The organism is Maritalea myrionectae DSM 19524 (genome assembly GCF_000423365.1).
GTDB classification, from domain to species: Bacteria; Pseudomonadota; Alphaproteobacteria; order Rhizobiales; family Devosiaceae; genus Maritalea; species Maritalea myrionectae.
Window position 1 is genome coordinate 1 of sequence record NZ_AUHV01000002.1, and the last position, 23,802, is coordinate 23,802.

General features: G+C 53.5%; 18 protein-coding genes. 2 read left to right on the top strand and 16 right to left on the bottom strand.

Annotated features, from left to right (window positions below; translation table 11 throughout):
- The 14 genes from G549_RS18280 to G549_RS0100085 all read right to left on the bottom strand — a co-directional run.
- On the bottom strand, window positions 1-1,747 hold a 1,747-nt coding region (locus G549_RS18280), incomplete at its 3' end, for a VCBS domain-containing protein (protein WP_036220650.1).
- A 177-nt stretch (window positions 1,748-1,924) separates the two neighbouring features.
- Entirely contained in the window at window positions 1,925-3,025 is a 1,101-nt protein-coding gene (locus G549_RS0100020) for a type 1 periplasmic-binding domain-containing protein (protein WP_027833300.1), read from the bottom strand.
- A gap of 15 nt (window positions 3,026-3,040) precedes the next feature.
- Complete coding sequence (locus G549_RS0100025; protein WP_027833301.1) at window positions 3,041-3,667, bottom strand: ribbon-helix-helix domain-containing protein; 627 nt, start codon at window positions 3,665-3,667, stop codon at window positions 3,041-3,043.
- Window positions 3,667-4,989 carry an HlyD family type I secretion periplasmic adaptor subunit gene (locus tag G549_RS0100030; protein WP_156905437.1) on the bottom strand — a complete coding sequence of 441 codons (1,323 nt, stop codon included), beginning with the start codon at window positions 4,987-4,989 and terminating at the stop codon, window positions 3,667-3,669. The genes G549_RS0100025 and G549_RS0100030 overlap by 1 nt, the downstream gene beginning before the upstream one ends.
- Entirely contained in the window at window positions 4,986-7,142 is a 2,157-nt protein-coding gene (locus G549_RS0100035) for a type I secretion system permease/ATPase (protein WP_051213017.1), read from the bottom strand. Before G549_RS0100035 ends, G549_RS0100030 begins: the two co-directional genes overlap by 4 nt.
- A 146-nt stretch (window positions 7,143-7,288) precedes the next feature.
- Entirely contained in the window at window positions 7,289-8,728 is a 1,440-nt protein-coding gene (locus G549_RS0100045; RefSeq protein ID WP_027833304.1) for a TolC family protein, read from the bottom strand.
- A gap of 29 nt (window positions 8,729-8,757) precedes the next feature.
- The gene (locus tag G549_RS18285) at window positions 8,758-9,120 is read right to left on the bottom strand and encodes a hypothetical protein (RefSeq protein ID WP_036220653.1); all 363 of its coding nucleotides are present in this window, start codon (window positions 9,118-9,120) and stop codon (window positions 8,758-8,760) included.
- Window positions 9,121-9,665: 545 nt separating this feature from the next.
- Window positions 9,666-10,625, bottom strand: a complete 960-nt coding sequence (locus tag G549_RS18290) for a precorrin-2 dehydrogenase/sirohydrochlorin ferrochelatase family protein (RefSeq protein WP_051213020.1) — start codon at window positions 10,623-10,625, stop codon at window positions 9,666-9,668.
- Complete coding sequence (locus G549_RS0100060) at window positions 10,597-13,251, bottom strand: nitrate reductase (RefSeq protein WP_027833306.1); 2,655 nt, start codon at window positions 13,249-13,251, stop codon at window positions 10,597-10,599. The genes G549_RS18290 and G549_RS0100060 overlap by 29 nt, the downstream gene beginning before the upstream one ends.
- Window positions 13,248-13,595, bottom strand: coding sequence for a nitrite reductase small subunit NirD (gene nirD, locus G549_RS0100065; protein WP_036220655.1), 348 nt, complete (start codon window positions 13,593-13,595; stop codon window positions 13,248-13,250). Before nirD ends, G549_RS0100060 begins: the two co-directional genes overlap by 4 nt.
- The gene (nirB, locus tag G549_RS0100070) at window positions 13,592-16,042 is read right to left on the bottom strand and encodes a nitrite reductase large subunit NirB (RefSeq protein ID WP_027833308.1); all 2,451 of its coding nucleotides are present in this window, start codon (window positions 16,040-16,042) and stop codon (window positions 13,592-13,594) included. The genes nirD and nirB overlap by 4 nt, the downstream gene beginning before the upstream one ends.
- A gap of 9 nt (window positions 16,043-16,051) precedes the next feature.
- Window positions 16,052-17,800 (bottom strand): ABC transporter ATP-binding protein, encoded by a 1,749-nt coding sequence (locus G549_RS0100075; protein WP_027833309.1) that lies wholly within the window; start codon window positions 17,798-17,800, stop codon window positions 16,052-16,054.
- Between the two features lie 9 nt (window positions 17,801-17,809).
- The gene (locus tag G549_RS0100080) at window positions 17,810-18,862 is read right to left on the bottom strand and encodes an ABC transporter permease (protein ID WP_246778339.1); all 1,053 of its coding nucleotides are present in this window, start codon (window positions 18,860-18,862) and stop codon (window positions 17,810-17,812) included.
- Between the two features lie 104 nt (window positions 18,863-18,966).
- Window positions 18,967-20,325, bottom strand: a complete 1,359-nt coding sequence (locus tag G549_RS0100085) for a CmpA/NrtA family ABC transporter substrate-binding protein (protein WP_027833311.1) — start codon at window positions 20,323-20,325, stop codon at window positions 18,967-18,969.
- Window positions 20,326-20,528: 203 nt separating this feature from the next.
- Here G549_RS0100085 and G549_RS18295 point away from each other — a divergent pair, with 203 nt between their 5' ends.
- On the top strand, window positions 20,529-21,455 hold the full coding sequence (locus G549_RS18295; protein WP_036220658.1) for a LysR family transcriptional regulator: 927 nt from the start codon (window positions 20,529-20,531) through the stop codon (window positions 21,453-21,455).
- Window positions 21,456-21,544: 89 nt separating this feature from the next.
- The gene (locus tag G549_RS0100095) at window positions 21,545-21,772 is read left to right on the top strand and encodes a hypothetical protein (protein ID WP_027833312.1); all 228 of its coding nucleotides are present in this window, start codon (window positions 21,545-21,547) and stop codon (window positions 21,770-21,772) included.
- Between the two features lie 41 nt (window positions 21,773-21,813).
- Here G549_RS0100095 and G549_RS0100100 read toward each other — a convergent pair whose 3' ends face one another.
- Both G549_RS0100100 and G549_RS0100105 read right to left on the bottom strand, forming a co-directional pair.
- A complete protein-coding gene (locus G549_RS0100100; RefSeq protein WP_027833313.1) occupies window positions 21,814-22,731 on the bottom strand; it encodes a dihydrodipicolinate synthase family protein in 918 nt (305 codons plus the stop codon).
- Between the two features lie 23 nt (window positions 22,732-22,754).
- Complete coding sequence (locus G549_RS0100105) at window positions 22,755-23,801, bottom strand: aldose epimerase family protein (RefSeq protein ID WP_051213023.1); 1,047 nt, start codon at window positions 23,799-23,801, stop codon at window positions 22,755-22,757.
- Window position 23,802: the final 1 nt, after the last annotated feature.

Genomic DNA, 23,802 nt, shown 5'->3' on the forward strand with positions numbered 1-23,802 from the left:
CAAACACATCTTGAGCATCAGAACTGATGTCATCAGCATCCGAGACATAGGTGTAAGAACCGTCAGCATTAAGCGTCAGCTTGCCATACTCACCATCAATCTCAACGCCCACACCACCAGAGACATCGCTCGTGGTATCCCCACCTGAAGCGCGCACCCCTGCAATCGTAGCCCCATCGGCGCCTTCTGTGTCATTGGACAAAACGCCAGCACCCGCCGCAACATTCAGCGTACCGCCTTCAGTAACAGGACCACCCGTATCCGCAACCGCTGTGGGTACATCATCAACCACACACACGTTTAATGTCGCAGTGTCAGCCGATCCATCCTGATCGATAACTTCCACATCAAAAAGTTCAGTGATTGTATCGTTGCCGCTGAAATTATGGGTCTCTGTGTTGTCGTCCAGCGTATAACTATAGCTAATTGTCCCACCAATCACCTCTCCATTGCCGTTGGTCACAGGCGCGAATGATGTGATGGTGAGCGAGCCGATGCTTGTGGTGATTGTAGGTGTGCCGCCGACGAAAGCGCCATTTTCGAAAATGACAACGCCTTCAATGGTGATCGTTTCTGCGCCGTCCACTGAACTGAATTGGAAGTCACCGGCCTGGGTCAGCGCTGAGTTGTCTGGCGCGCTACCATTTGAGAGGTTGGCTTCATAAACCGTTTCGTCCGGCCCCTCTACAGACAATCCCGTGATGTAAACACCATCGTCGCTGCCAAAGACCGTAATCGTCAGCGTTGCGCTGCCGCTGCCGCCATTGCCATCGGAAATTGTGTATGGGAAACGTTCAGTGATCGTTTCACCATCGGAAAGCCCTTGGACATTGGGATCATTATTGTTCAGCGTGTAGGTGTAGCTGCCATCATCATTGAGCACCAATGTGCCATATTCGCCGATATATGTACCTGGATTAGTGACAGTCAGGGTGTCAGTGGGGTTCTCGTCCGTGTCAGCCTGATCACCAAATTGTCCTGAAGGTGCGCCAGGGTGGTCAATGTTTTCCAAAACATTACCAGTTGCCTCTGGAGACTGCAGCTGAATGCGAGAGGCAGTTCCTGCTGTTGCCGTGCTGCCACCGTCTTCTTGAACCCAGTTGGTGTCGTCCAACCCAATCGGGTCGACATTGACTTCAGGTCCTTCATAGATTTCTTCTTGTTCGGGTGTTGCGAACGCCAAGGCGGTTGGCGGCAATAGCGGGGAAATACCGAGGCCGTCACCAATCGACCCCTGCGAACTGTCTTGATAAGCGCCGTGAGAATCTTGAACGGGCTGTGGCGTGTCCGCCTCACCAGTTACCGATGGCCCTGCCGCGGGCTGAATACTGTTCGCATCGAAAAGAGCTTGCAGAGCCTCTGATGGAAATTCGACGTCCCCAACAAAAATGCTCATCCCTTGGACTGCGCCATCGGGCACAAAGAAAATGGTGCCATCAGGTTGCAAGAATTCCAACTCGCCATCAACTATTCTTGGCTGGGTGAGGTCAGCGTCGGCTGGCAATCGCGCGACATTATCTTCACCAAGCGGTGCCGCAATACGGACAACTTCACTTTGAGACGGGGCGTTACCGCCCTCTTCAGCGCTTTCTTCAGCGTTCTCTTGGGGCGCTTCATTGTTGTCAGCGTCATCCGCCTCCAGATTTGGCTCCACCTCATCGGCCTGCGCGACCAGGATAGTGTCTTCCAATACGTTCTGATTGCTATTTTGATCTTGTGCTAGATCTTTATTGACATCATTGGCCATTAGACCGCTCCACCCAACTTCATAAATTAACAATTTGTTAATAAATAAAGCGAAGCGTGGTTTTCGGCGCAATAGAATGTATTCCCAATTGCATAACAGGTTATGCAATTGGCTTTAATTGTTGATTAACCTTAATGGATTTGCATAACATAGTATGCAACTAGGACTATTTGCCGTCTACTGTCTTTTTACTACTATCCATTTACGAATACTTCGCCCCTCATCATCGAAGCGAAACCAACCCATTTGCCCCTTAAAGCCTTTATCGTTGGTCAATATCCGCGGGGTATATGCTTCTGCACCTGCGATCTGCGGCAATGCGCCAGTCAGAACCACGAGGTCGTAGATTGTTGCACTGCGGATAGATGCGTTTTGCCCAAAACTTGTTTTGAACAATTGGGCGAAACTTGAAAGCTTGTTTTCTGTTGGTGTTGGGATGTAGGCGCCGACCAAACTTGCATATGCATTGGTGTCCAGCGCCCAGTCGCCATTGCCGAAAATGGTGCGCACTTGAGGCTGGCCGGCACGGCCATCCAAAAATGAAGCTGCAAACTTTGGCGATGTGGCAAATATGATTGCTGATTGTGCCTCGATTGCGCGTTGCTGCAGGCTCGTCACATCAACAGAGCCAACATATATCGTCTCGGTTTGGATGCGTTTTTGAGCCAATTGTCCCTCTAGTTGACCAACAAGTTGACCGGACCGCGCAGACTCTGTGCGAATAATATATGCCTTTTTGACCTTCAAGGCCCGCGCTTGCTCTGCAATCGCGCCCGCCTCACCTGGCACATCAGTCGGCGCGGAATAAAGCATGCGATCAATATTGGCCGCTTGTGCCAGCGTGATCACAGGAATTAAACTGCCGGAAAGTTCGGCTGCGAGTTGTGCACTTTGCGCTGCATCGACGTCTGTGACGATAATATCGACATTTGCACTCCTCAAAGAAGCTGCATTGTTGCGCAAAGATGCGCCATCATTTCCAGCGCGACGCACCACCAGCGTAATCGGTGTTTTAGTCAGTTTTTGCGCCGCCAGTTTACCTGCAAGATAAGGCGCATTGACCGCGCCATCACTTAAGCCGTCATAGTCGTCATTTACCAAAAGCCCCACAGTAACCGTTCCAGCACCGATCCGTTCCGCTTCCGGCGTTTGATTTGCGCTTGAGGTTTTGCGGTCATTCACGCCGCCAACAGTACAGGCCGCCAAACTTAGAATGCAGAAAAAAACCACAACCAGGCGGCCAATATGGGCAAACTGGATGGAAACTGAATTAATCATGGCCGCAACCCCAATTTATGACTTAATAAAACCGATCAAACATGGTTCGGGAAAAACTGGCAAGCAAATAACTCGCGCTTGGCCGCGGCGTTGTTGCTGCCCAATACGCAACAAATAGCCACAATCTACTGAGCTTTCATCTGCCTCAAGCATGGCAAACAACTCTTCGATTGGCTTGTCGAGAACCAACTGGATGTGGTTTGCATCCACTTTCATGGTCATCTGCCCAGACAGAACCCGCACAACATGCAAAAATTCGTGATTGACTTGCTTAAGGCGCTTTTGACGGTCAATGGCAAATGAAGGTACGGGCACTTTTTGAATGCGCTTGATGGTTTCATTGCCGACGGCGCGCAATGTATCCAACTCGTTTCGCAACATACCGGCAACAACTGTGCGCACGACGCTTGCGGTGTTGCCATTAATACGCTGACTTTCAACCACGAGCTGACGCACAAACTCGTTCGGTTTTAGCCCTTTTTCTGCGGCCAACATATCGATCGCGCGCCAAAACACTTTCTCAAGCCGAATGCCCTTGCGGGTTTCGCCATTCGAAATCGCGTGGAATTCGTGCTCCAAATCCGCATGCAAGTGTTCAAGGTCACTGGGGGAAAGCGCTGAATCAATGTTTTCGTTTTCCATCAACGCTCCCTCAATGCTTCATCACGTGCTTTTGTGATGGGTTTTGAAAGATATTGAAGAATTGTCTTCTGGCCCGTCAGAATTTCGACATTCGTGACCATGCCCGGAAAAATCGGCAGTGACTGGTTGCCGAATTCAAGAACCGATGATGGCGTTGATAGCAAGACCACATAATATGTTTCGCGCGTATTTGGATCGACGATTGAATCTGCGGATACGTTTTGTACTGTCCCTTTAAGCCCGCCATAAATGGAAAAATCATATGCGGTCAGCTTAATATTAGCCTCCTGCCCTGGCAGGACAAAGGCCACATCTGAGGGTTTGAGCTTTGCTTCAACCAGCAACTGCTCGGTCAGCGGGACAATATCAAGAATACGGTCACCGGCGCGCACAACCGCCCCAATGGTGTTGATATCCAAATTGTTGACGATGCCATCGACAGGGGACCGAATTTCTGTGCGCGAAAGCTGATCCGTCGCTCCGCGCAATGCCTGGCTCGTTGATGCATACTCCGCCAACCGCGTGGTGAGTTCCCCAAGCGCCTCTTCCTTGAATTGCGCTTCGGTCAATCCCGCCTGCAATTCAGATTCCCGCAATGCTGCGGTTAAACGCGCTCTGGTTTCATTCAAGGCGTCAATTTGCCCGGTCAGTTCCGAAACATCACGTTGAGTTGCCAGCAGCTCTGTTTGGGACACGAGGTTCTTGGCCGCCAAAGGCTCAATCAAAGCGAGTTGTTTTTGGGCCAGGTTGAGACTGTTGGAAAGCCGTGTCAGGTTTTGCGTTGCCTCGTTCAGCTCTCGCTGTCTCTGCTCAACGCGCGAAATAAAAACACCCTTCGAATTTGCCAGATTCTCCGCACGCGCGTTCATGAGACGGTGTTCATTTTCGCAAATCTCAGGTTCAACCGCCAAAACCGTTTCTGGACAATTAAATGTTTGGTTTGGTTGCAAGCCGGCTTCGTGGCGCAAGCGCTCAATTTGCACTTCCAACGCACGAACCTTGGCTTCCACTTCGCCCGCGGAAGAAGCTGTGGTCGTATCATCCAGGCGTACAAGAATTTGCCCTTTTTTGACGTGCTGCCCGGTGCGCACAAATATCTCATCGACCACACCAGACACGCCACTTTGAACAATTTGCGTTTTGCCGGTTGGGATGATCCGCCCGTCCGCACGGGAGATTTCATCCACTTTGGCAAAAGATGCCCAGACGAGCGCGCAGGTGCTGAATATTGCCACCAACAAAATGACAAACGCGCCTCTATTCGGGGCGGTAAATGACATGCCCGTAAAGCCTCGACGAATTTGTGCTTCATCTAAACTCATGCCGAAGCTCCGTTCGATTTGAGTTGCGCTAACACTTCGTCTCGCGGCCCATCTGCAATAAGGCGACCATTGTCGATCACCAGCAACCGATCAACAAGGCTTAGGAGGCTTTGTCGATGGGTGGCTATAATGACTGTGTGATCTTCTTTCAGGCTCTCTCTCAAATGCTGAACAAGTTCACGTTCTGTCGCCATGTCCATTGAGCTTGACGGTTCATCAAGAAAAAGCACCTTGGGGTCCGCCAACAATGTGCGCGCCAATGCAATCGCTTGCCGTTGACCGCCCGAAACAAGGGCGCCGCGCTCACCCACGGGCATATCGAAGCCCATAGGATGCAACGCCACAAAGCGTTCAACACCCGCTTTACGCGCAGCTTCCAGTATTTCTTCATCACTCGCCTGCGGCGCGCCAAGAATAATATTTTCGCGTACAGTCCCCTCGAATAGCTCAGGATCTTGCAACACAAGGCCAATGCTTTTGCGCAGATGGGCAGGATGATATTGGCTGATCGATACACCATCGACCAGAACGCTGCCTTCGGTTGGCTCGTAAAATTTCAGCAGCAAACGACCCATCGTGGACTTTCCAGACCCAATCCGGCCGATAATGCCCACCTTCTCTCCTTCTTCGATCTTAAAGCTGACCTGATCGAGTACGAAGCGATTAGACTGGGGGTAAGCAAAGCGTACTTTGTCAAACTCAATTCGACCCTGCCCGATTGTTCGATGGATGAAACGATGATCCTGAAAGCGTTCATCTTTCAGCTTCATCAATTCGCTCAATGTTTTGAACGCCTCTCCGGCCCCGCGCGTTTTTAAAATCGCACTGGATATTTGCGAGACTGGCGCGATGATGCGGTTTGACAACATCATCGACGCAATGATGGCCCCCATGCTGATTTCAGCTGCTGCAAATCGATAGGTGCCAGCGATGATGATGCTTACCAACGCGACCTGCCCCATCAATGCGGTGAAATGGATCGCAGTCGATTGCAGGGCTCGCACCTTGTTTTGAGTTTGCGATGAAACCAAAACTGTGTTTTCCCATTTGCGCAGGAAGTGCCCTTCAGCGCGCGCCGCTTTCACCGTTTGCACGGCACCGAGCGTTTCGAACAACACAGAATTTTTGGTCGAGATTTCGGCCATTGCCGCCCTGACATGACGCCCCGCACGCAATCCAATAATGATGGTGACAATTACAGCCAGCGCCGATGCGATTAGCGGAAAGATGACGACCCACCCCACAAGGAGCGAAACAACAAAAGCAAAAAAGCCCAAAAACAGCACATCGATAAACATGACGATGGTGCTCGAGGCAAAGAATTCCCGCAACACTTCATACTGGCTAATTCTTGCCGCAAATGCGCCTGTGGATGTTGGTCGATCTGCAATCTGAGAATTCATGACCCGATCAAATAGGGCTGAAGACAGTCGAAAATCAATTGTGCGACTGGCATCATCAATCAAAGCGCCGCGGGCGATCTTCAGCAAAAGATCAAAAAGAAACACAATCCCGAGGCCGATGGCCAACACCCAAAGAGTTGAAATTGCTTTGTTGGGCAATACACGATCATAAACATTCAGGGTGAACAGTGACATGGCCACCGCGAATATGTTGATAAACACTGTGCCCACAATAATGTGAAATATGGCGCGCTTTTGGTTTGCAAGTGCGTGCGCCAGCCAATGCTTTCGCGGCTTCTTCTGGTCAGAAATGCTTTCGGGTCGCACGCTGAACCCGGTCTTTGTGTCCGTCCCTATCTCTTCGGGGGTGAGCAATTGTTTCGCGCCCACATTGGGATCAAAGGTCAAATATTTCCCATCTTCGCGTCGCTCAATCAGAATAAACAGCGTCTGGTCGGCGCGCTGCAGAATTGCAGGCATATCATAGTCTGCAATTTTACCGATTGGCGCGGATATCGGCGTGCAAATGAGATCAAGGCGCTGAAGTGCGCGTGGCAATATTGAAAGTTCAAGTGTGTTGTTTTTAAGCGGCAGGCCGGCAGTTAATTGATCAATAGTAGACGCACGATCAAAGTACCGCGAAATGAACAAAGCGACTTGTTCGACCTCGCGCGCATGGCGGTCAACGCGTATCTCCTGGATACTATCAGCGCTTACATCACCCAAGAATTTACCCTCGTACACTAACATCTTGTTTTTGCAAACACACCCATTTGTGCAAACAAACCCGCATGCGGCAGAGGCGAAAATTGCCTCTGTCGGTGCGCTAAAATAAACGCCAGCGGGCACACGTAATTACGTGCCCTGATTACAAATGGGAAATATTAACAAAAAAATTAATTAACAAATGAAGTTAGGTCGATAGGTTCCTCGAAGTTAACTGGCTCAAGCACACGTGGTTGGTAGCTATCAGCCGAAGGGGTATTCAATTTCTTGCGCGCATACGCATTCGATTGACTTGGTGCATCAAGGCCCAAATATTCGAGCAGCCGCCCTGTTGCCGCCAACAAACGATATTCGGCGAAGCGCTGGCTATATTGGGCAGTTTCGTAAAGAACTTGCACATTAAAACGCGTATTTTGGGCGTCAAGCACATCGAGCAATGAACGCTGGTTGACGCTAAATTGGCTGCGGTAGGATTCAACAAGATCACTTGACGCTTTCAACTGCGAACCATATTGCGCAGACAATGAGCCTTGCCGCCCCATCCGCGTCCATGAAATCCGCACAGCTTCTTCTACTTCACGCAAAACTTGTTGTTGGCCTAAAGCGACTTCTGTCTCGCGTCGCGCATTCTCTTGAATTTCAGCGCGCTTGATCCCACCGTCATATAGATTCCATTTGAGGCTTAACTTGACCTGCAGGTCATTAGTTGCTCCGTCGACGCCGTTTACATCATACCCTGCCGATGCCCGCCCCTGTAGATTAATCTTTGGGTTCAAGCCACTGCGAGATTGTTCAACGACCGCCGCCGCGGCATCAATGTCAGCACTGGCCATCAAAAGCCTTGGGTTATTTGCCCGTGCCTGGCTAATCGCCTGTGACAATGAGTTGGGCATAAAGCTACGCGAAATACGGGATGGCATTTGGCCTGCCTCGAAAGGCACATAAACCAGCTTATAAAACCCAATCTGCGCCAAATCCAACGCTTCGCGAGCTTCGGTCAGCCTTGCGCGTGCTTGGCTCAAACGTTCCTCAACTTGCTGAGATTCCGCGGCAGTCAGTTGGCCATTTTCTACGGCTGCGCGAACGTCGTTTCGCGTCTGCTCATGAAAGGCAACATTTTGACGCGCGATGTTCACAACGCGCTGCTGCAACAGAACTTGGAAATATTCGCGGGACACTTCCAAGCCGATGAATTCGCTACGCTCCAGAACGCGGAATGATGCGCCATCCACCCGAGCGGCTTGCCGATTGGCTTCAGCACGACGAAAACCGCCGTCCCAAATGTCATGGGACACAACCACATCTACTTGTGTCGGGTAAAGCGGATCATCTTGGATGCCAGAGAAACGACGGCTCGGATTATCCAGGCGCTGAATACCTGTGGATACTTCAAGATCAACACGCGGCATATACAAACCGAGCGCTTGTCTCAGTTCAAATTCCACAGCTTCTCTGTTGGCCATGGACTGCCCAATCTCCGGGTTTGAATCTACCGCAATTACGACAGCGTCTCGGAGTGACAAAGCATATGCTGAGGCGCTGAGGTTCAATGCAATAAAAGCGCTTGCCGCCAAACCCTTGATGATTTTAATGCCCTTGATCGGTTTCATCTGCCACTATCCAATGTCAAATTTGAGTACTAACGCGCGTTCACCATGCGGCGGTAAAAGCAGTCGCATTTTTGGGTCGACTGCGCATCAAGATGTCCGGATTTCATGTAGCCAATGGAGGTCTGGCAAGCGATTTTGGTCTCACCAGCCCACTCATATGCCGCACTTTTTGAATTTTTAATGATTGGGTCCTCAAGGGCAGTTTTTGCGGAAGCATAGTATTCTTCCACCAGAGACTGAATCTCCGAATCTGCTAAATCCATGATGGAAGATTGGCCTGAATAAAGGCAATTGCCTGCTCTTGCCTGACCCGCCAGCGGATCAGCTGCGTAAGCGCTTGTAAAAGAAAGCGAAATTAGCAATGCAGCACAAAGTGCAATTAGTTTTGGCACGCCCTTATCTCCCCCATAAGTAGCCCAAAGCACCCCAAAGGCTTAACAAAACCTTAAAAGGACACACTTTGTTTTATATAACGACCTACGAATTTGCAAGTCCTGTTAATTAAAATATTGCCCGTTGGTTAATGAAACTCATTGCTACATAAGAGAATTGTGTCGGTTACATGCCCGTACAAGCAAGATTTCAGACACATCATGCCAAACCCCTGCTTCTCTGTTGTAATCAGAAATTATAGTCTTCAATCAATTCGCGACTATATGAACCTTAGTATTCATTTTATCATTATCGTAACATTATCAGTAGGTTTCCGCATACGCCACGAACCTCATCTATAGAAACTATTTCATCTAAAACAAAACGTTCTACTCTACTGCCTTCAGCGCATTTTTGCCGAGTCCAGACTTCTTTCGGCACGATTAAATGAAATTCGAGAAGCAGCGCGATAAGAACCGGCCATTTTTTGGCATTCTTTCTCTAATGTCTTTTTCAGAGATAGCGCGCACTAATGTCTAGCGCCAAAACTTTCGACACATTGATTCTAGGAAGCCAATTTCACGATAAATTTTGCTTCGTAAGTGCCTGCGTTTTTCTCATCAAACTCGCACAGCGGCATCCGTTTTGCTTCTCGCCGGGCCAATTCTAATACCTGCATGGGCGCATTGTCGTCATAAACAACCATGTCCGCCGCTTGCAGCGCCCTAATCGCTTTTATGGTCAGCATTTCAGGATCCCGCTCATGATATTCGATGTGCGTGATCGTTGTTGAGCCATGATCCTTAGCTTGCTTATCAATTGCCAAATCTAGACATCGCTTTTTCAATTGTGTCTCGGTGTCCGCTTTGGGCGCTCCCGCAAATGCTTGATCGACAAAGTGCTCCCAGAAAGTGCGGCGTTTTTCGCCCATGGGCAAATAGGTCATGACCGTATGGCGCAAACGTTGCGCCATGGCTGCCCATTGTTCCAGTGCATTGGGCAAGATGGCCTCGATGCGGCGGCGCACCGCCTGCCCTAAAATGGGTGCGGCGCCGTGGGTGGAAATGCCAATCACCAGCGGTGAACGATTAACGATGGAGCCAAATTGAAAGTCACAATATTCCGGTTGATCGATGATATTCACCGGCAATCCATAGAGCGACGCGATTGAGCGGACGCGTTTGGCTTCCGTTGCATCTGCCGCGTCACATATGATCAGTTTGACATCGGCGAAATCGCTATCCCACTGGTTCGACGTCCTATGGCTGAAATGCTGAGGAGACTGTGCGATCAGCTTTTTAAACTCGACGCTCAGTTTTGGCGCGTGGATTAACACATGAGCGCCTGCCGCGGCCAGCAATTCGGCCTTCCAGGCGGCGGCGTCCGTGCCGCCAATCACCAGCACATTTTCGCCGTTCAAATCGAAAAAAACGGGTAGCACCGCCAATTTGCCTATGCGGGCGGTGGTGTGTTTGGCTCGGGATTTGGCCGCAATTCTATTGTGCGGCAGAAAGGGTAAATTCATCAATAAACTCGCTTAGTTCGGGTTTACAAGAGCCACAATTGGTGCCCGCGCCCAGCTTCTCCCCTATCGCGGCCACGCTGGTGCATCCCCCCTTCACCGCGTCGGCAATCTGGTTCGCGCCCACGGAAAAACAACTGCACACGATGGGGCCCGGATCGGGCATATCCTTGCCGGGTCGACCGGCCAAAAGACGATAGCGTTCTGCTGGCGTTTCAAAAATCTGTGCCAGTTGATCCACGGCCCAGGCGCGGGAGACTGCAACTGGCTCCGTCGCCAGAAACAGTGCGCACCGCAATTGCGATCCGGCAAACCAGGCCAACCGATGCTGGCCGGTTTTTGGATCGTGATAGTGCGCGTCCGCCGCCGCCATGTCCAAACCCGACATGGCACGTACGGTCTTTTCAATGGGGCGGGCGGCGTCTTTTTCCGCCAACTCAACACGCCAACCCTTTTTGGTGATCGCTTTGGCCCAATAAGTGTTGTTCAGTTCTGCGGGCGCGGACTGGGTCACCATAAAGCCATATAGGCCCATATTGGTTGCCCGCACGTCCACTTGCGCCGCTTTGAGCGCGGGCTGGCCCGAAAACGGATCAGTCTTACCCGACACCAGCGCATTGATGCGGCCGTTGGATGAAAAATTGCCATTCCAGTGCATGGGCACAAAAATCTGATCGTGCCCCAGCCTTGGATTAATGATGGCACGCGCCAGCACTTTTTGCCCTGCCGCTGAAATCTCTACCAATTCGGCGGTTCGCGCCCCAATTTTTGCCGCCTGGGCGGGTGATATTTCGCAATAAGGTTCAGCAATGTGGGCACTCAGCGCTGCACTTTTGCCGGTCCGCGTCATGGTATGCCAATGATCGCGCACCCGACCTGTGTTCAAGCGCAGCGTGGTGGGTTGCGCCTGCGCCGTTGCGGTGTCTGTCGGTGTCGCGACAAAATTGGCACGCCCGTCTGGTGTAAAAAAGTGGCCGCCGGCAAAGAAGCGTTGGGAGACGCCTTTCTGGCCTTTACGCCGGGGCCACAGAGTGGGTTGAAACTGATCATAATCTTTAGGTGAAAGGCTGGCATATTCACCCATATCAAAATCGCGGGTGCCGTTATTTTCAAAAGCCGACAGCGCCGCATGTTCGGCAAAAATGTCGCTTGCTGACCTATAGTCAAACGCGGAAGGGTGGCCCATCCGTTTACCCACTTCCGCCATCTGCCACCAGTCAGCGCGTGCCTCACCGGGTGCTGGCAAAAAGGCGCGTTGGCGCGAAATGCGGCGCTCAGAATTGGTGACGGTGCCGTCCTTTTCGCCCCAGCCCAAGGCCGGCAGTTTCACATGGGCAAAGCGCGCGGTTTCGGTGTCTGCCATTATGTCGGACACCACCACAAAGGGGCAATTCTCAAGGGCGTTGGCCACCTTATTTGCATCAGGCATGCTCACCACCGGATTGGTGCCCATCACCCAGATGGCTTTGATTTTCCCATCGGCCACGGCGTCAAACATATCAACCGCCTTCAGCCCCTGCTCACTGGCCATAGAGGGGGATTGCCAGAAGCGCTGCACCAGTTCGCGGTGGGCTTCGTTGCCAATTTCCATGTGCGCGGCCAGCATGGTGGCCAGCCCGCCCACTTCACGGCCACCCATGGCATTAGGCTGGCCCGTCAACGAAAATGGCCCAGCCCCCGGTTTGCCAATGCGCCCGGTGGCCAAATGGCAATTGATAATCGCGTTGACCTTGTTGGTGCCTTCGCTCGACTGGTTCACCCCCTGGCTGAAACAAGTCACCACCTTGTCGTTCTGCGCGAACAATTGATAAAAACTGCCCAGCTGTTCGGCGCTAAGGCCGGTTTTGGCGTGCAGCGCTTCAGGCGCCATTTCCGCTGCAGTCAGAGCTTCGTCAAAATGGTTCGTATGGCGATCAATATAGGATTGATCGAGCTGCCCGGCGTCCGCCAGATATTGCAACAGGCCGTTGAACAGCGCCACATCGCCATCCGGGGCAATTGGCAGGTGCAGGTCCGCCATTTCCGCTGTTTTGGTGCGGCGCGGATCAATCAGCACTATTTTCATATGTGGGCGCTCGGCCTTGGCGGCTTGCAGGCGTTGAAACAGCACTGGGTGGCACCAGGCCATGTTTGAGCCCACCAAAATCACCAGATCGGCCAACTCCAAATCTTCATAACAGCCCGGCACAATATCAGCGCCGAAGGCCCGCTTGTGTCCGACCACCGTTGAGGCCATGCATAGTCGGGAATTGGTGTCCACATTGGCCGTGCCAATAAAGCCTTTCATCAGCTTGTTGGCGACATAATAATCTTCTGTGAGCATTTGCCCGGACAGGTAAAAGCCTACTGAGTTTGGTCCATGTTCGGCGATGGTTTGGCTGAAGCGCTCGGCCACGAGCGACAGCGATTCGTCCCAACCGGCCCGCTTGCCCCCGATTTCAGGGTGTAGCAAGCGCCCATCCAGATCCAGCGTCTCCCCCAAAGCGGAACCTTTGGAGCAAAGCCGTCCGAAATTCGCGGGGTGCTGCGGATCACCCTTGATTGCCACGCCGTCCTTGCCCGGCGCGGCCAGCACGCCGCAGCCCACGCCGCAATAGGGACAGGTGGTACGGGTGGCGCATTCACTCATGTTGTCAGCTCTGCCATGTCCAGCAACAGCCGATCACCGCGCACCTGCACACTGAAGGTCCGTGTTGCGCCCTCATCGGCCCCCTGCGCCTCCCCGCTCCTGAGTGAAATCACCCAATTGTGCAGCGGACAAGTGACACAGCCATCATGCACAATGCCCTGGCTAAGCGGCCCGGCCTTGTGCGGACATTTGTCCTCAAGGGCAAAAAATTGATCATCGTGGGTGCGGAAAATCGCAATGCGCAAGTCCCCACTGGTCACGCAGCGGGCGCCGCGGCGCGGCACCTCGTCAATGCTGCCAATATCCACAAAGTCGTCTATTTGAATTGCGGGCGCTACACTCATTCTGCCGCCTCCAGTTCAAGGGCTGCCATGGGTTTAAACTCGTGCTTGTCCTTGCCTGAAACGCGCTCGGACCAGGGGTCCACTTGGGCAAATCTCTGGCTGAAGACGAAGCGGTCGAAATATTCCTGCCGGCGTTCCTCATCGTCCATAATCTGCTTACGGATTTCATCGAGACCGACGCGTTTGGCCCATTTATAGATGCGCTCCAGATAATGCCCTTGCTCACGATACATTTGCGCCAGCGCCACCACATGTTCCAGCGCTTCATTTTCGCTTGGCACCATGCCCAGCACTTCCGTGCCTTTGATGTCTAGGCCCGCCGCGCCAGCAAAGTGGATTTCAAAGCCGCTATCGACGCAGATGATGCCAATGTCCTTGCAGGTGGCTTCCGCACAATTGCGCGGGCAGCCGGAGACCGCCAATTTCAACTTGGCCGGGGTCCAAGACCCCCACATGAACTTTTCCAGCTTGATGCCAAGGCCGGTGGAATCCTGCGTACCAAAGCGGCACCAATCTGACCCGACGCAGGTTTTCACGGTGCGCAGACCCTTGGCATAGGCTTGTCCGGAAACAAATCCGGCCTTGCCCAAATCGGCCCAAACGTCCAACAAGTCTTCTTTCTTGATGCCCAGCATGTCGATGCGTTGGCCGCCGGTAACTTTGACGCTCGGGATATCAAATTTGTCCACCACATCGGCAATCGCCCGCAATTCTTTGGAGGACGTCATCCCGCCCCACATGCGGGGCACGACAGAATAGGTCCCGTCCTTTTGAATGTTGGCGTGCACCCGTTCATTGATGAAGCGAGATTGATAATCATCGGCATAAACATCAGGCCAGTCACACACCAAATAATAGTTGAGCGCCGGACGGCATTTGGCACAGCCGCAGGAGGTTTTCCATTCCAGTTCCTGCATCACAGCCGGGATGCTTTTCAGCCCCTTGGCTTTGATCAGGCGGCGCACATCGCCATGGCCCAGATCGGTGCACGGGCACATGGAACTGCCAGCATCCGCATCAAATTCTTCACCCAATGTCAGGGCCATCAATTGTTCCACAAGCCCGGTACAGGTGCCGCAAGAGGCGGATGCCTTGGTGTGGGCACGCACCTCGTCCAGCGTGGTCAGGCCCTTTTCCGTGATTGTGCCGACGATTTTTGATTTGCAAATGCCGTTACAGCCGCAGATTTCTGCATCATCGGGCAACGCTGCAACGGCCGCCATGGGGTCCATTGCGGCCCCTCCCTGGTAGGCCTGGCCAAAGATCAAACTTTCACGCATCTCGCTGATGTCGGTTTGTTTCTTTTTTAAATCATTGAACCAGGCACCATCGGACGTGTCGCCATAAAGCACGGTGCCGATAATCTTGTTATCCTGCAAAATCACGCGCTTATAGATGCCCGCATTGGCGTCGCGCAAAACGATCTCGTCGCGATCATCGCCCTCGGCAAAGTCGCCGACAGAGAACAAATCAATGCCAGTCACTTTCAGCTTGGTTGCCGTGTCCTGATGCTTAAAGGGCTTGGAAAAGTCGTCGGTTAGCGTGCGTGCGGCCACCTGTGCCATGTCGTAAAGCGGCGCCACCAGGCCATAAACCTGGCCATCCACTTGGGCACATTCGCCCAGCGCCAGAATATCGGGGTCGGAGGTGCGCATGGCGCTATCCACGACAATACCACGTTCGACCTCCAGTTCAGCGTCCTGCGCAAGCGCCACATTGGGCCGAATGCCCACGGCCATCACCACCAGCGAACAATCGATCACCTCGCCGCTTTCCAGCTCCAGCCCGGTGACTTTCTTGTCGCCGATAATGCGTTTGGTATTGGCTCCGGTCTTCACCGCAATATCCCGGCTTTCCAGCTCTTTTTGCAGCAGATAGCCAGCGGATGGGTCCAATTGGCGCTCCATCAGCGTGTTCATCAGGTGCACCACGGTCACATCCATGCCGCGTTCGCGCAGCCCGGCGGCCGCTTCCAGCCCCAACAGACCGCCCCCGATCACCACCGCCTTTTGGCGCGATTGCGCCGCAAGCATCATGGCGGTGACATCGTCCAGATCACGATAGGCGAGAACGCCCGCCAGATCATGGCCAGGCACCGGCACAATAAAGGGGTTGGACCCCGTTGCGATCACCAGCTTGTCGTAGGCTTCGGTTACGCCCTGATCAGAGGACACCGTTTTGTTTTCACGATCAATTTCGGTGACTTTGTGGCCCTTATAGAGAGTGATCCCGTGGTCAACATACCAACCATCCCCATGGATGATGATGTCTTCATATGCCTTTTCGCCCGATAGCACTGGGGACAGCATGATCCGATCATAGTTCACGCGCGGTTCGGCGTTGAAAATAGTAACTTCATAGGCATCCGGCTCTTGCTCGAACAAATGCTCCAGCATGCGCCCAGGCGCCATGCCATTGCCGATAATGACCAATTTTTGCTTTTGCATATCCGTCTCCTATTCTGCTGCTGCGCTGCGTTGACGGGCCAGCCGTGCGGCGCGCTTTTCCTTGATGGCTGCCAACTGGTCTTCGCTTGGGTTGGCCCCCCCTTCATAGGCTTCCAGAAATTCAAGCAATTCTTCGCGATAAGCGTAATAATCCGGGTGGTTGAGCAATGCCTTGCGCGAACGTGGTCGCGGCAGGTCCACCTCCATAATATTGCCAATCTTGGCATTGGGACCGTTGGACATCATCACCACGCGGTCGGCCAGAAGGATCGCCTCGTCCACATCATGGGTCACGCAGATGGCGGTCACCTGGGTGCGTTTCCACACATCCATCAGCAGATCCTGAAGCTCCCAACGGGTCAGGCTGTCCAGCATGCCGAAGGGTTCATCGAGCAACAGCAATTTGGGTGACAGGGCAAAAGCGCGGGCAATGCCCACCCGTTGCTTCATGCCGTTGGACAGATCATCTGCCTTGCGGTGCATGCTGTCTTTCAGTCCCAACTTGGTGAGATAATATTCCACCACATCGTGGCGTTCGCCTTTGCTGGCTTCGGGATAGACCTTGTCCACCCCCAGCGCCACATTGTCATAGGCGGTCAGCCACGGCATCAAATTGGGGGCCTGGAACACCACCGCTTTATCCGGGCTGGCACTGGTAATGTGGCGACCATCAAGGATGATCCCGCCTTCGGTAATCTCATTAAGCCCTGCCGCCATGGACAGAACCGTAGACTTGCCGCACCCGGAATGGCCGATCAGGGTGACAAATTCACCCTTATTGATCTTCATATCAAAGCCATCCACCACGGTGAGCGGCCCTTTGGGCGTGGGATAGACCTTTTTCAGGTCTGAGAAGTGCAAAAAGCCTTCCTGCTTGCTGCTTTTGCTGGCTTCTTCATAGGCTGTCGGCAGTTTTTCACCCTTGCTGAAATCCATGGGCACGATATTGGGCAATTCCACCACATCGTCGGAATCCTCTGTTCGCGCAGCGCCCACATCGATCAGATAATCGGTAACGGCGGCCCGCAATTTGATGAAATCCTCATCATCATTCAGGGCTGTCCGGTCGCGCGGCCGCGGAATATCCACTTTGAAGTCCGGCCCCAATGTGGCGTTGGGACCCGGTTTAAGCGGGATGATCCGGTCAGCCAGCAAAATCGCCTCATCCACATCATTGGTGATCAGGACGATGGTCTTTTTCTCCCTCTGACAAATATCGGAGAATTCATCCTGCAGCTTGGCGCGGTTCAGCGCATCAAGTGCGGAGAGAGGTTCATCCATCAACAGGATTTCAGGCTGCATGGCCAGCGCGCGCGCAACCGCCACCCGCTGCCGCATGCCACCGGAGAGTTCGGCGGGCTTGCGGTTCTTCGCATGGTCGAGGCCAACCATTTCGATATAGCGGGTGACAATTTCCTTGCGCTCAGTAACCGGTTTGTCGCTGAACACCTGATCCACCGCCAGCGCGACATTGCCCTCCACGGTCAGCCAAGGCATCAGCGAATAGGATTGAAACACCACGCCCCGCTCAGGTCCGGGGCCATCAATCTCACGACCACGATAGATCACGCCCCCTTTGGTGGGTTTGATCAACCCTGCCAGCGCTGAGATCAATGTGGTTTTGCCGCTGCCGGAAAAACCCACAATCGCCACAAATTCACCTTCCGCCACATCCAGTTCGATGTCGGTCAGCACTTCGTGGCAATTGGGTTCTTCACCAAAGTGCACCGAAAGTTTGGAGATTTCGAGGATGGTCATATCTCGCTCCTAACGGTTGGCACTGAAGGTGAAGGCACGTTGCAGGGCGAACATCAGCCGATCCAGCATAAAGCCGACAATGCCGATGGTGAGCACGGCCACCATGATCCGCGCCAGCGATTGGGAGGAGCCGTTTTGGAATTCGTCCCAGACAAATTTGCCCAGACCAGGATTTTGCGCCAGCATTTCGGCGGCGATCAGCACCATCCAGCCCACACCCAGTGACAAGCGCAAACCCGTAAAAATCAGCGGCAATGCGGAAGGCAGCACCAGTTTGGTGATGGTTTTATAGGTGGGCAGCTGCAATACGCGACCCACATTCATCAAGTCTTTGTCGACAGAGGCCACGCCCAGCGCGGTGTTGATCAATGATGGCCAGAGCGAACACAGGGTTACGGTCACAGCAGAGGTGATCATGGATTTGGGCAACCAGTCCATCGGGTTGGCATAGGTCGCTGAAATCACCATGGTCACAATCGGCAGCCAGGCCAAAGGTGAAACCGGTTTAAATATTTGGATCAATGGGTTAATGGCACCATTGAATGTTTTAGATAAACCGGATGCAATCCCTAGGGGCACGGCGATTAGTGTCGCGATGAAAAAGCCCAGCCCCACGGTAAACAGTGAGGTGAAGATCTGGTCGATATAGGTCGGTTGCCCGGTATATTCGCGATGCTTGACCCGGTCTGACTGGCCCTGCTCGATCAGTTTTGCGTTGCGCGCGTCGAGCCGTTCATAAAAGGCCGCCGCTTTCTCACGTTCGCGCACATGGTCCTGCCACAGATTGCCCGCCTGCTCGACCACCTGCACTGGTCCGGGGATGGTCCCCAAAGAGGTTTGCACCTGCGGGGCCAACGCGGCCCAGATCAACACAAAGGCAGCGATGCCTATCATTGGCACAAGTAACACCTGGCGCAAAATCTTGGCTTGTTCCTTGCGGCTTTCGCCCATGGCCCACTTGATCAACGGGGCCACCCAGGCAAAGCCAAGCGCCTCAAACCAGCCATTGGCCCGGTTAAGGCCATTCAAAAAGCGTTTGCGCCAAACGGGTTCGGCATTCATTTGTTCTGCGCTTGAAATCTCGGTCATCTGTTTGCCTCAATATTTCTTGGAATTGTCGCTGGTTGGCCAAACCGCGGGGCCCGGCCAACCAGCGCCCTCCTTGCCTAACTGCCGTTTGCTGCGACAGACTCATCGGTCTTCAGGCCGATTTCGAGACTGTCGATGTAGGCGTTAGGTGATTTCGCATCGAACGGAATGCCATCGATGATATCTTCAGCCGGGGTTGGGGCTTTGTAGCCATCTGTTCCCCATGGGAAGTCTTCGCGGTCCACATGGCCCTCTTCCACCAGCAGCTCTGCTGCTTCCAAATAGATGTCCGGGCGATAGACGGATTTGGCGACCTCGTCATACCATTCGTCGGGCTGATGCTCGTCGATCTGGCCCCAGCGACGCATCTGCGTCAGATACCAGACGGCGTCGGAATAGAAGGGATAGGTCGCGTAATAGCGATAGAACACATTAAAGTCCGGCACAGCGCGCTTGTCGCCTTTTTCATATTCAAATGTGCCGGTCATAGAATTGGCGATCACCTCGGCATCAGCGCCCACATATTCGGAGCGGGCCAGGATTTCCACGGCCTCTTCGCGGTTGGCGTTGTCGTTTTCATCCAACCATTTGGCGGCGCGGATCAAAGCCTTGGTCAGGGCCAATGTGGTGTTGGGATATTTCTCGGTAAATTCTTTGGTGAGCCCGAACACTTTTTCCGGATTGTTTTTCCAGATTTCATAGTCGGTGATCACCGGTACACCAATGCCTTTAAACACGGCGGCCTGGTTCCATGGCTCGCCCACGCAATAACCGTGGATGGTGCCGGCCTCTAAGGTGGGTGGCATCTGCGGCGGTGGCGTTACAGACAGCAAAGCATCTGCATCGATCTGCCCCGACGTGTCGTTTGAAGAATAAAGACCCGGGTGGATGCCCCCTGCGGCCAACCAGTAGCGCAGCTCATAATTGTGCGTGGAGACGGGAAACACCATGCCCATTTTAAAGCTCTCGCCTTTCGCCTTGAGCTCTTCAACCACTGGCTTAAGCGCACTGGCGCTGATCGGGTGTACGGGCTTGCCCTCCGCATCCATTTCGAGATGCGGTTTCATTTTTTCCCAAATTTCGTTGGAAACCGTAATGCCGTTGCCGTTCAAATCCATGGAAAAAGGCGTCACGATATGCGCCTCGGTGCCATAGCCGATGGTGGCGGCTAAGGGTTGACCCGCCAGCATATGGGCCCCATCCAACTCTCCGGTAATGGTGCGGTCCAGCAGCACTTTCCAGTTCGCCTGCGGCTCCAGCGTCACATAGAGCCCCTCATCCTCGAAATAGCCTTTTTCATAGGCGATCGCGAGTGGCGCCATATCTGTGAGTTTAATGAAGCCCAGTTTAAGCTCGTCTTTTTCAACATCCAGCCAATCGGCCAAGGCCGGGGCGCTCAAGCCAATCGCGGCGATCGACCCCAAGATAGTTGCCATAAAGCGGCGTCGGGAGAGAAGAGTTTCGAGCGGGTTTGAAAACATTTTCACCTTGTCCTTGTTTCGGTCTTTGTCGGGTTGCGCGCCATTTTCGCGTCACTATTGCTGACCTAATTTCACCTTGCCAAAGCAGTGCGTTGTTGTCTGCTGCTAAAAAATCCATTAAGCGTTGCAAAAAAGGACACACCCGCAAGGAGACCTCTATGCGACATATGCTGGCGCTTAAATATGTGGATGCGGTGGCCCGCGCGGGTTCCATTCGTGGGGCCGCGGAAGTACTGGCCATCACGCCGTCAGCGCTCAATCGCCGCATTCTGGCGATTGAGGAAGAGCTGGATATTGAAATCTTTGAACGGCATGCACAGGGGGTGCGGCTCAACAGTGCAGGCGAGTTGTTTATCCACCATGTGCGGGCCCAAATGGCGGATCTGGAACGGGTACGCTCGCAGATTGCCGACCTTTCAGGGGTGCGAATCGGGCATGTGCGCATTGCCACCACCAAGGAAATCGGAGGCCGCCTGCTGCCGCGCCTCATCCAGGCCTATCGTGCAGATTTCCCCGGGGTGACTTTTTCACTGCATGCCTATGATCGCGGACAAGTAGAACAGCAATTGCACAATCTTGAGGCTGATATCGTGGTGATGTTTCAACCGCTCCGATTGGCGGATATGCAAGTGATCTCCCACCAGCAACAGCATTTGTCCGTGGCCATGGCGGCCGATCATCCGCTTGCGGCACAACCGGAATTGCGGCTGGTGGACTTTTTGGAGCATAACCCGCTATTGCCGCCGCGCGGCGAAGGGATTCGCGAGATTGTTGAGGCCGCCTGTGTGAAAAAGGGACTGAACTGCAAGCCGACCATTGAAAGCGATGATTCCGCGCTGTTGCGCCATCTGGCACGCCAAGGCGCGGGGCTGGCATTGGATTTGCCGCTGACCATCAGCGCGTCGCCGCAGGAATCAGAGTTGGCTTATCGTCCCTTTAAAGCACATGAGATCGAGCCGGGATTTTTGTTTGTCGGCCAGTTACACAAGCGCAACCTGCCCGTGGCCGCCCGCAAATTTGCCGACCAATTGCGCGAGATGTTTGAGCGTGAAATGGAACGTCTGCCAAAGATTGAAACGCCATAAGCCAACAACCTGCCCTGATTGTCATTCGGAACAGGTTGCGCCCTCAAGCATTATACCATCAGGACAACTCCAGAAACGGAGGTGAACTTATGGCAGAATTCCTGTTTTATTTCTGGCTATTTCTACTGCTGCTTGTGGTTATTGGCTGGCCCAGCTGGCCCTATACGCGAGAGCGGTGGCCTTACAAGCATGGTGGCAATTACCGCTATGCAGTGAGTGGCATGGCCGCGGCGCTGGCAATCCTGTTTTGGATGCTGTTCTGGTTTGGCCTTGTGGCCATTGCATGGCCGTGGACCGCACCACCGCCTGCCACATAATAGAGAATGGGTTGGCCGCCAATTGCGGCCAACCGCCCGCCTTACTTGCCCCAACGCAGGGCAATCAGATCCAATTCTTTTGAAAGCTGGAGCAAGCGGTCTTTTGTGCGCTGGCTCATGGGTTTGAGCGGGTGGCGCACATAATCGCTTTTAATCACGCCACCTTCTTTAAACACGGTCTTGCAGGCTTTGAGGCCACATTGCCGATTTTCATGGTTGATTAGTGGCAGACACACTTTCCATTGCGCCAAGGCCGCATCGTGGTTCCCTGCATGAAAGTCCGTCACGATAGATCGGATTTTTTCCGGTTGCAGGCCAGAGGTCATCGTGCCGGTTGCCCCGGCATCGAGGTCGGCCAGAAGGGTCACGGCCTCTTCACCGTCAAAGGGCCCTACAATATGCTCGCCCCCTGCTTCAATGAGCGCGGCCAGTTTGTCCGCGGCAAAAGGCACTTCAATTTTGAAATAGCTGACATTTTCAATTTCGCGCGCCATCTTCACCAACAGATCAACTGGCAGACTGACGCCGGAAAGTGGCGCGTCCTGCACCATGATCGGAATAGAAATCGCATCGCTTACCGCTTGGAAGTGCTCATAAATACCATCTGGTCCCGGCACCAAGCCGACCCCGTGATAGGGCGGCATCATCATCACCATATCAGCCCCCAAAGCCTCCGCCGCTTTGGCGCGTTGCGTGGCAATGGCGGTGGAGAAATGGCTGATGGTCACAATGATGGGCTTGCGGCCTGCCACATGTTCCAGGCTAACGCGCATCAGGCGTGCGCGCTCGTCGTCAGACAGCACAAACTGCTCTGAATAGTTGGCCAGCAAGCAAATGGCATCCACGCCCTGATCAATCATGCAATCAAGCACATTTTTCATGCCATCTTCATCCACCTGGCCATCGTCAAAAAATGGCGTGGGCGCAACGGGCAAAATTCCGGTCAAAGGCTGTTTCATGGGTTGAATCCTATATGTCAGTTCTAAAGAACACTGATCCGGAAATGGGTGCGCTGACGGTAGGTCTCGCCCGGGCGGATCAGGGTTGAAGGAAAATCAGGCTGGTTCGGCGCATCGGGCCAATTTTGCGGCTCCAGTGCCAGACCTGCATGGTGGCCATAAGGCTGGCCAGTGTGACCATAGAAAGGTGTGGTATCCATGCCGGTGGCATCAAACACCTGCAGGCCCGGCTCTGTCGACAACACATCAAGCTGATATTGGCCAGCACGCACGCTGCACATAGGGTGCAGTTCATTGTCTGTGGAATCGATGCAGAAATTGTGGTCCAGCGCCATGTCGGGCGGCGATGTAATCGGCTCCATCTCGCGATAGTCGAAGGCCGTGTCCGCCACCGGTGCCAGTGCACCTGTTGGGATCAAATCCGCGTCCACTGGCAAATACTGGCTGGCATTAATGCACATGGTATGATTGGCCAGATCAGCATGACCATCCAAATTCCAATAGGAATGGTGGGCAAAATTCAAATGGGTTGTCCGGTCTGTCCGCGCCTGGATGTCGAGGGTCAATGTGCCCGTCTCGTCTAGGGCATAATGAGCCTGAACCGTCACATTTCCGGGAAAGCCCCCTTCCCCGTCCGGATGGGTCACAGTAAGGGTGCAGCTTGTCGCATCACATGCCAACAGCGTCCAGTTGCGCTGCCCGGTGCCTGCGGCGCCCCCATGCAGGGTGGTCTTGTCGTTTTCATTGCCCTCCAGATCAAAACGGGTGCCGTCCAGCACAAACTGACCGCCTGCAACCCGGTTTGCCACCGGACCGACAATCGCCCCGAAATAGGTCATCGGCCCGAGATAGGCCGCAAAATCCGCACTGCCCAATACCAATGCGTGATCAGATTCTGTGCGGCGCAAGTCCTGCAAAGTCGCGCCCCACGTCATAATGGCTGCTTTGGTTCCGCCATTGGCGATGCGGATCAAATCAATTTGCTCGCCAGCAGGGCCTCGGCCAAATGCAGACACCTGTTGAGCGTCGATTTGGCCCTTTTCGGCAAATGTATCCGGTGCGTCAGACATA

Coding starts and splice junctions, on each gene's coding strand:
- nirB (WP_027833308.1), bottom strand. CDS start 16,042: ATGCAAAAGCAAAAATTGGTCATTATCGGCAATGGCATGGCGCCTGGG.
- G549_RS0100075 (WP_027833309.1), bottom strand. CDS start 17,800: ATGACCATCCTCGAAATCTCCAAACTTTCGGTGCACTTTGGTGAAGAA.
- G549_RS0100105 (WP_051213023.1), bottom strand. CDS start 23,801: ATGTCTGACGCACCGGATACATTTGCCGAAAAGGGCCAAATCGACGCT.
- G549_RS0100020 (WP_027833300.1), bottom strand. CDS start 3,025: ATGATTAATTCAGTTTCCATCCAGTTTGCCCATATTGGCCGCCTGGTT.
- G549_RS0100060 (WP_027833306.1), bottom strand. CDS start 13,251: ATGAGTGAATGCGCCACCCGTACCACCTGTCCCTATTGCGGCGTGGGC.
- G549_RS0100100 (WP_027833313.1), bottom strand. CDS start 22,731: ATGAAACAGCCTTTGACCGGAATTTTGCCCGTTGCGCCCACGCCATTT.
- G549_RS0100025 (WP_027833301.1), bottom strand. CDS start 3,667: ATGGAAAACGAAAACATTGATTCAGCGCTTTCCCCCAGTGACCTTGAA.
- G549_RS18290 (WP_051213020.1), bottom strand. CDS start 10,625: ATGAATTTACCCTTTCTGCCGCACAATAGAATTGCGGCCAAATCCCGA.
- G549_RS18295 (WP_036220658.1), top strand. CDS start 20,529: ATGCGACATATGCTGGCGCTTAAATATGTGGATGCGGTGGCCCGCGCG.
- G549_RS0100035 (WP_051213017.1), bottom strand. CDS start 7,142: ATGTTAGTGTACGAGGGTAAATTCTTGGGTGATGTAAGCGCTGATAGT.
- G549_RS0100030 (WP_156905437.1), bottom strand. CDS start 4,989: ATGAGTTTAGATGAAGCACAAATTCGTCGAGGCTTTACGGGCATGTCA.
- G549_RS0100095 (WP_027833312.1), top strand. CDS start 21,545: ATGGCAGAATTCCTGTTTTATTTCTGGCTATTTCTACTGCTGCTTGTG.
- G549_RS0100080 (WP_246778339.1), bottom strand. CDS start 18,862: ATGAATGCCGAACCCGTTTGGCGCAAACGCTTTTTGAATGGCCTTAAC.
- G549_RS0100045 (WP_027833304.1), bottom strand. CDS start 8,728: ATGAAACCGATCAAGGGCATTAAAATCATCAAGGGTTTGGCGGCAAGC.
- nirD (WP_036220655.1), bottom strand. CDS start 13,595: ATGAGTGTAGCGCCCGCAATTCAAATAGACGACTTTGTGGATATTGGC.
- G549_RS0100085 (WP_027833311.1), bottom strand. CDS start 20,325: ATGGCAACTATCTTGGGGTCGATCGCCGCGATTGGCTTGAGCGCCCCG.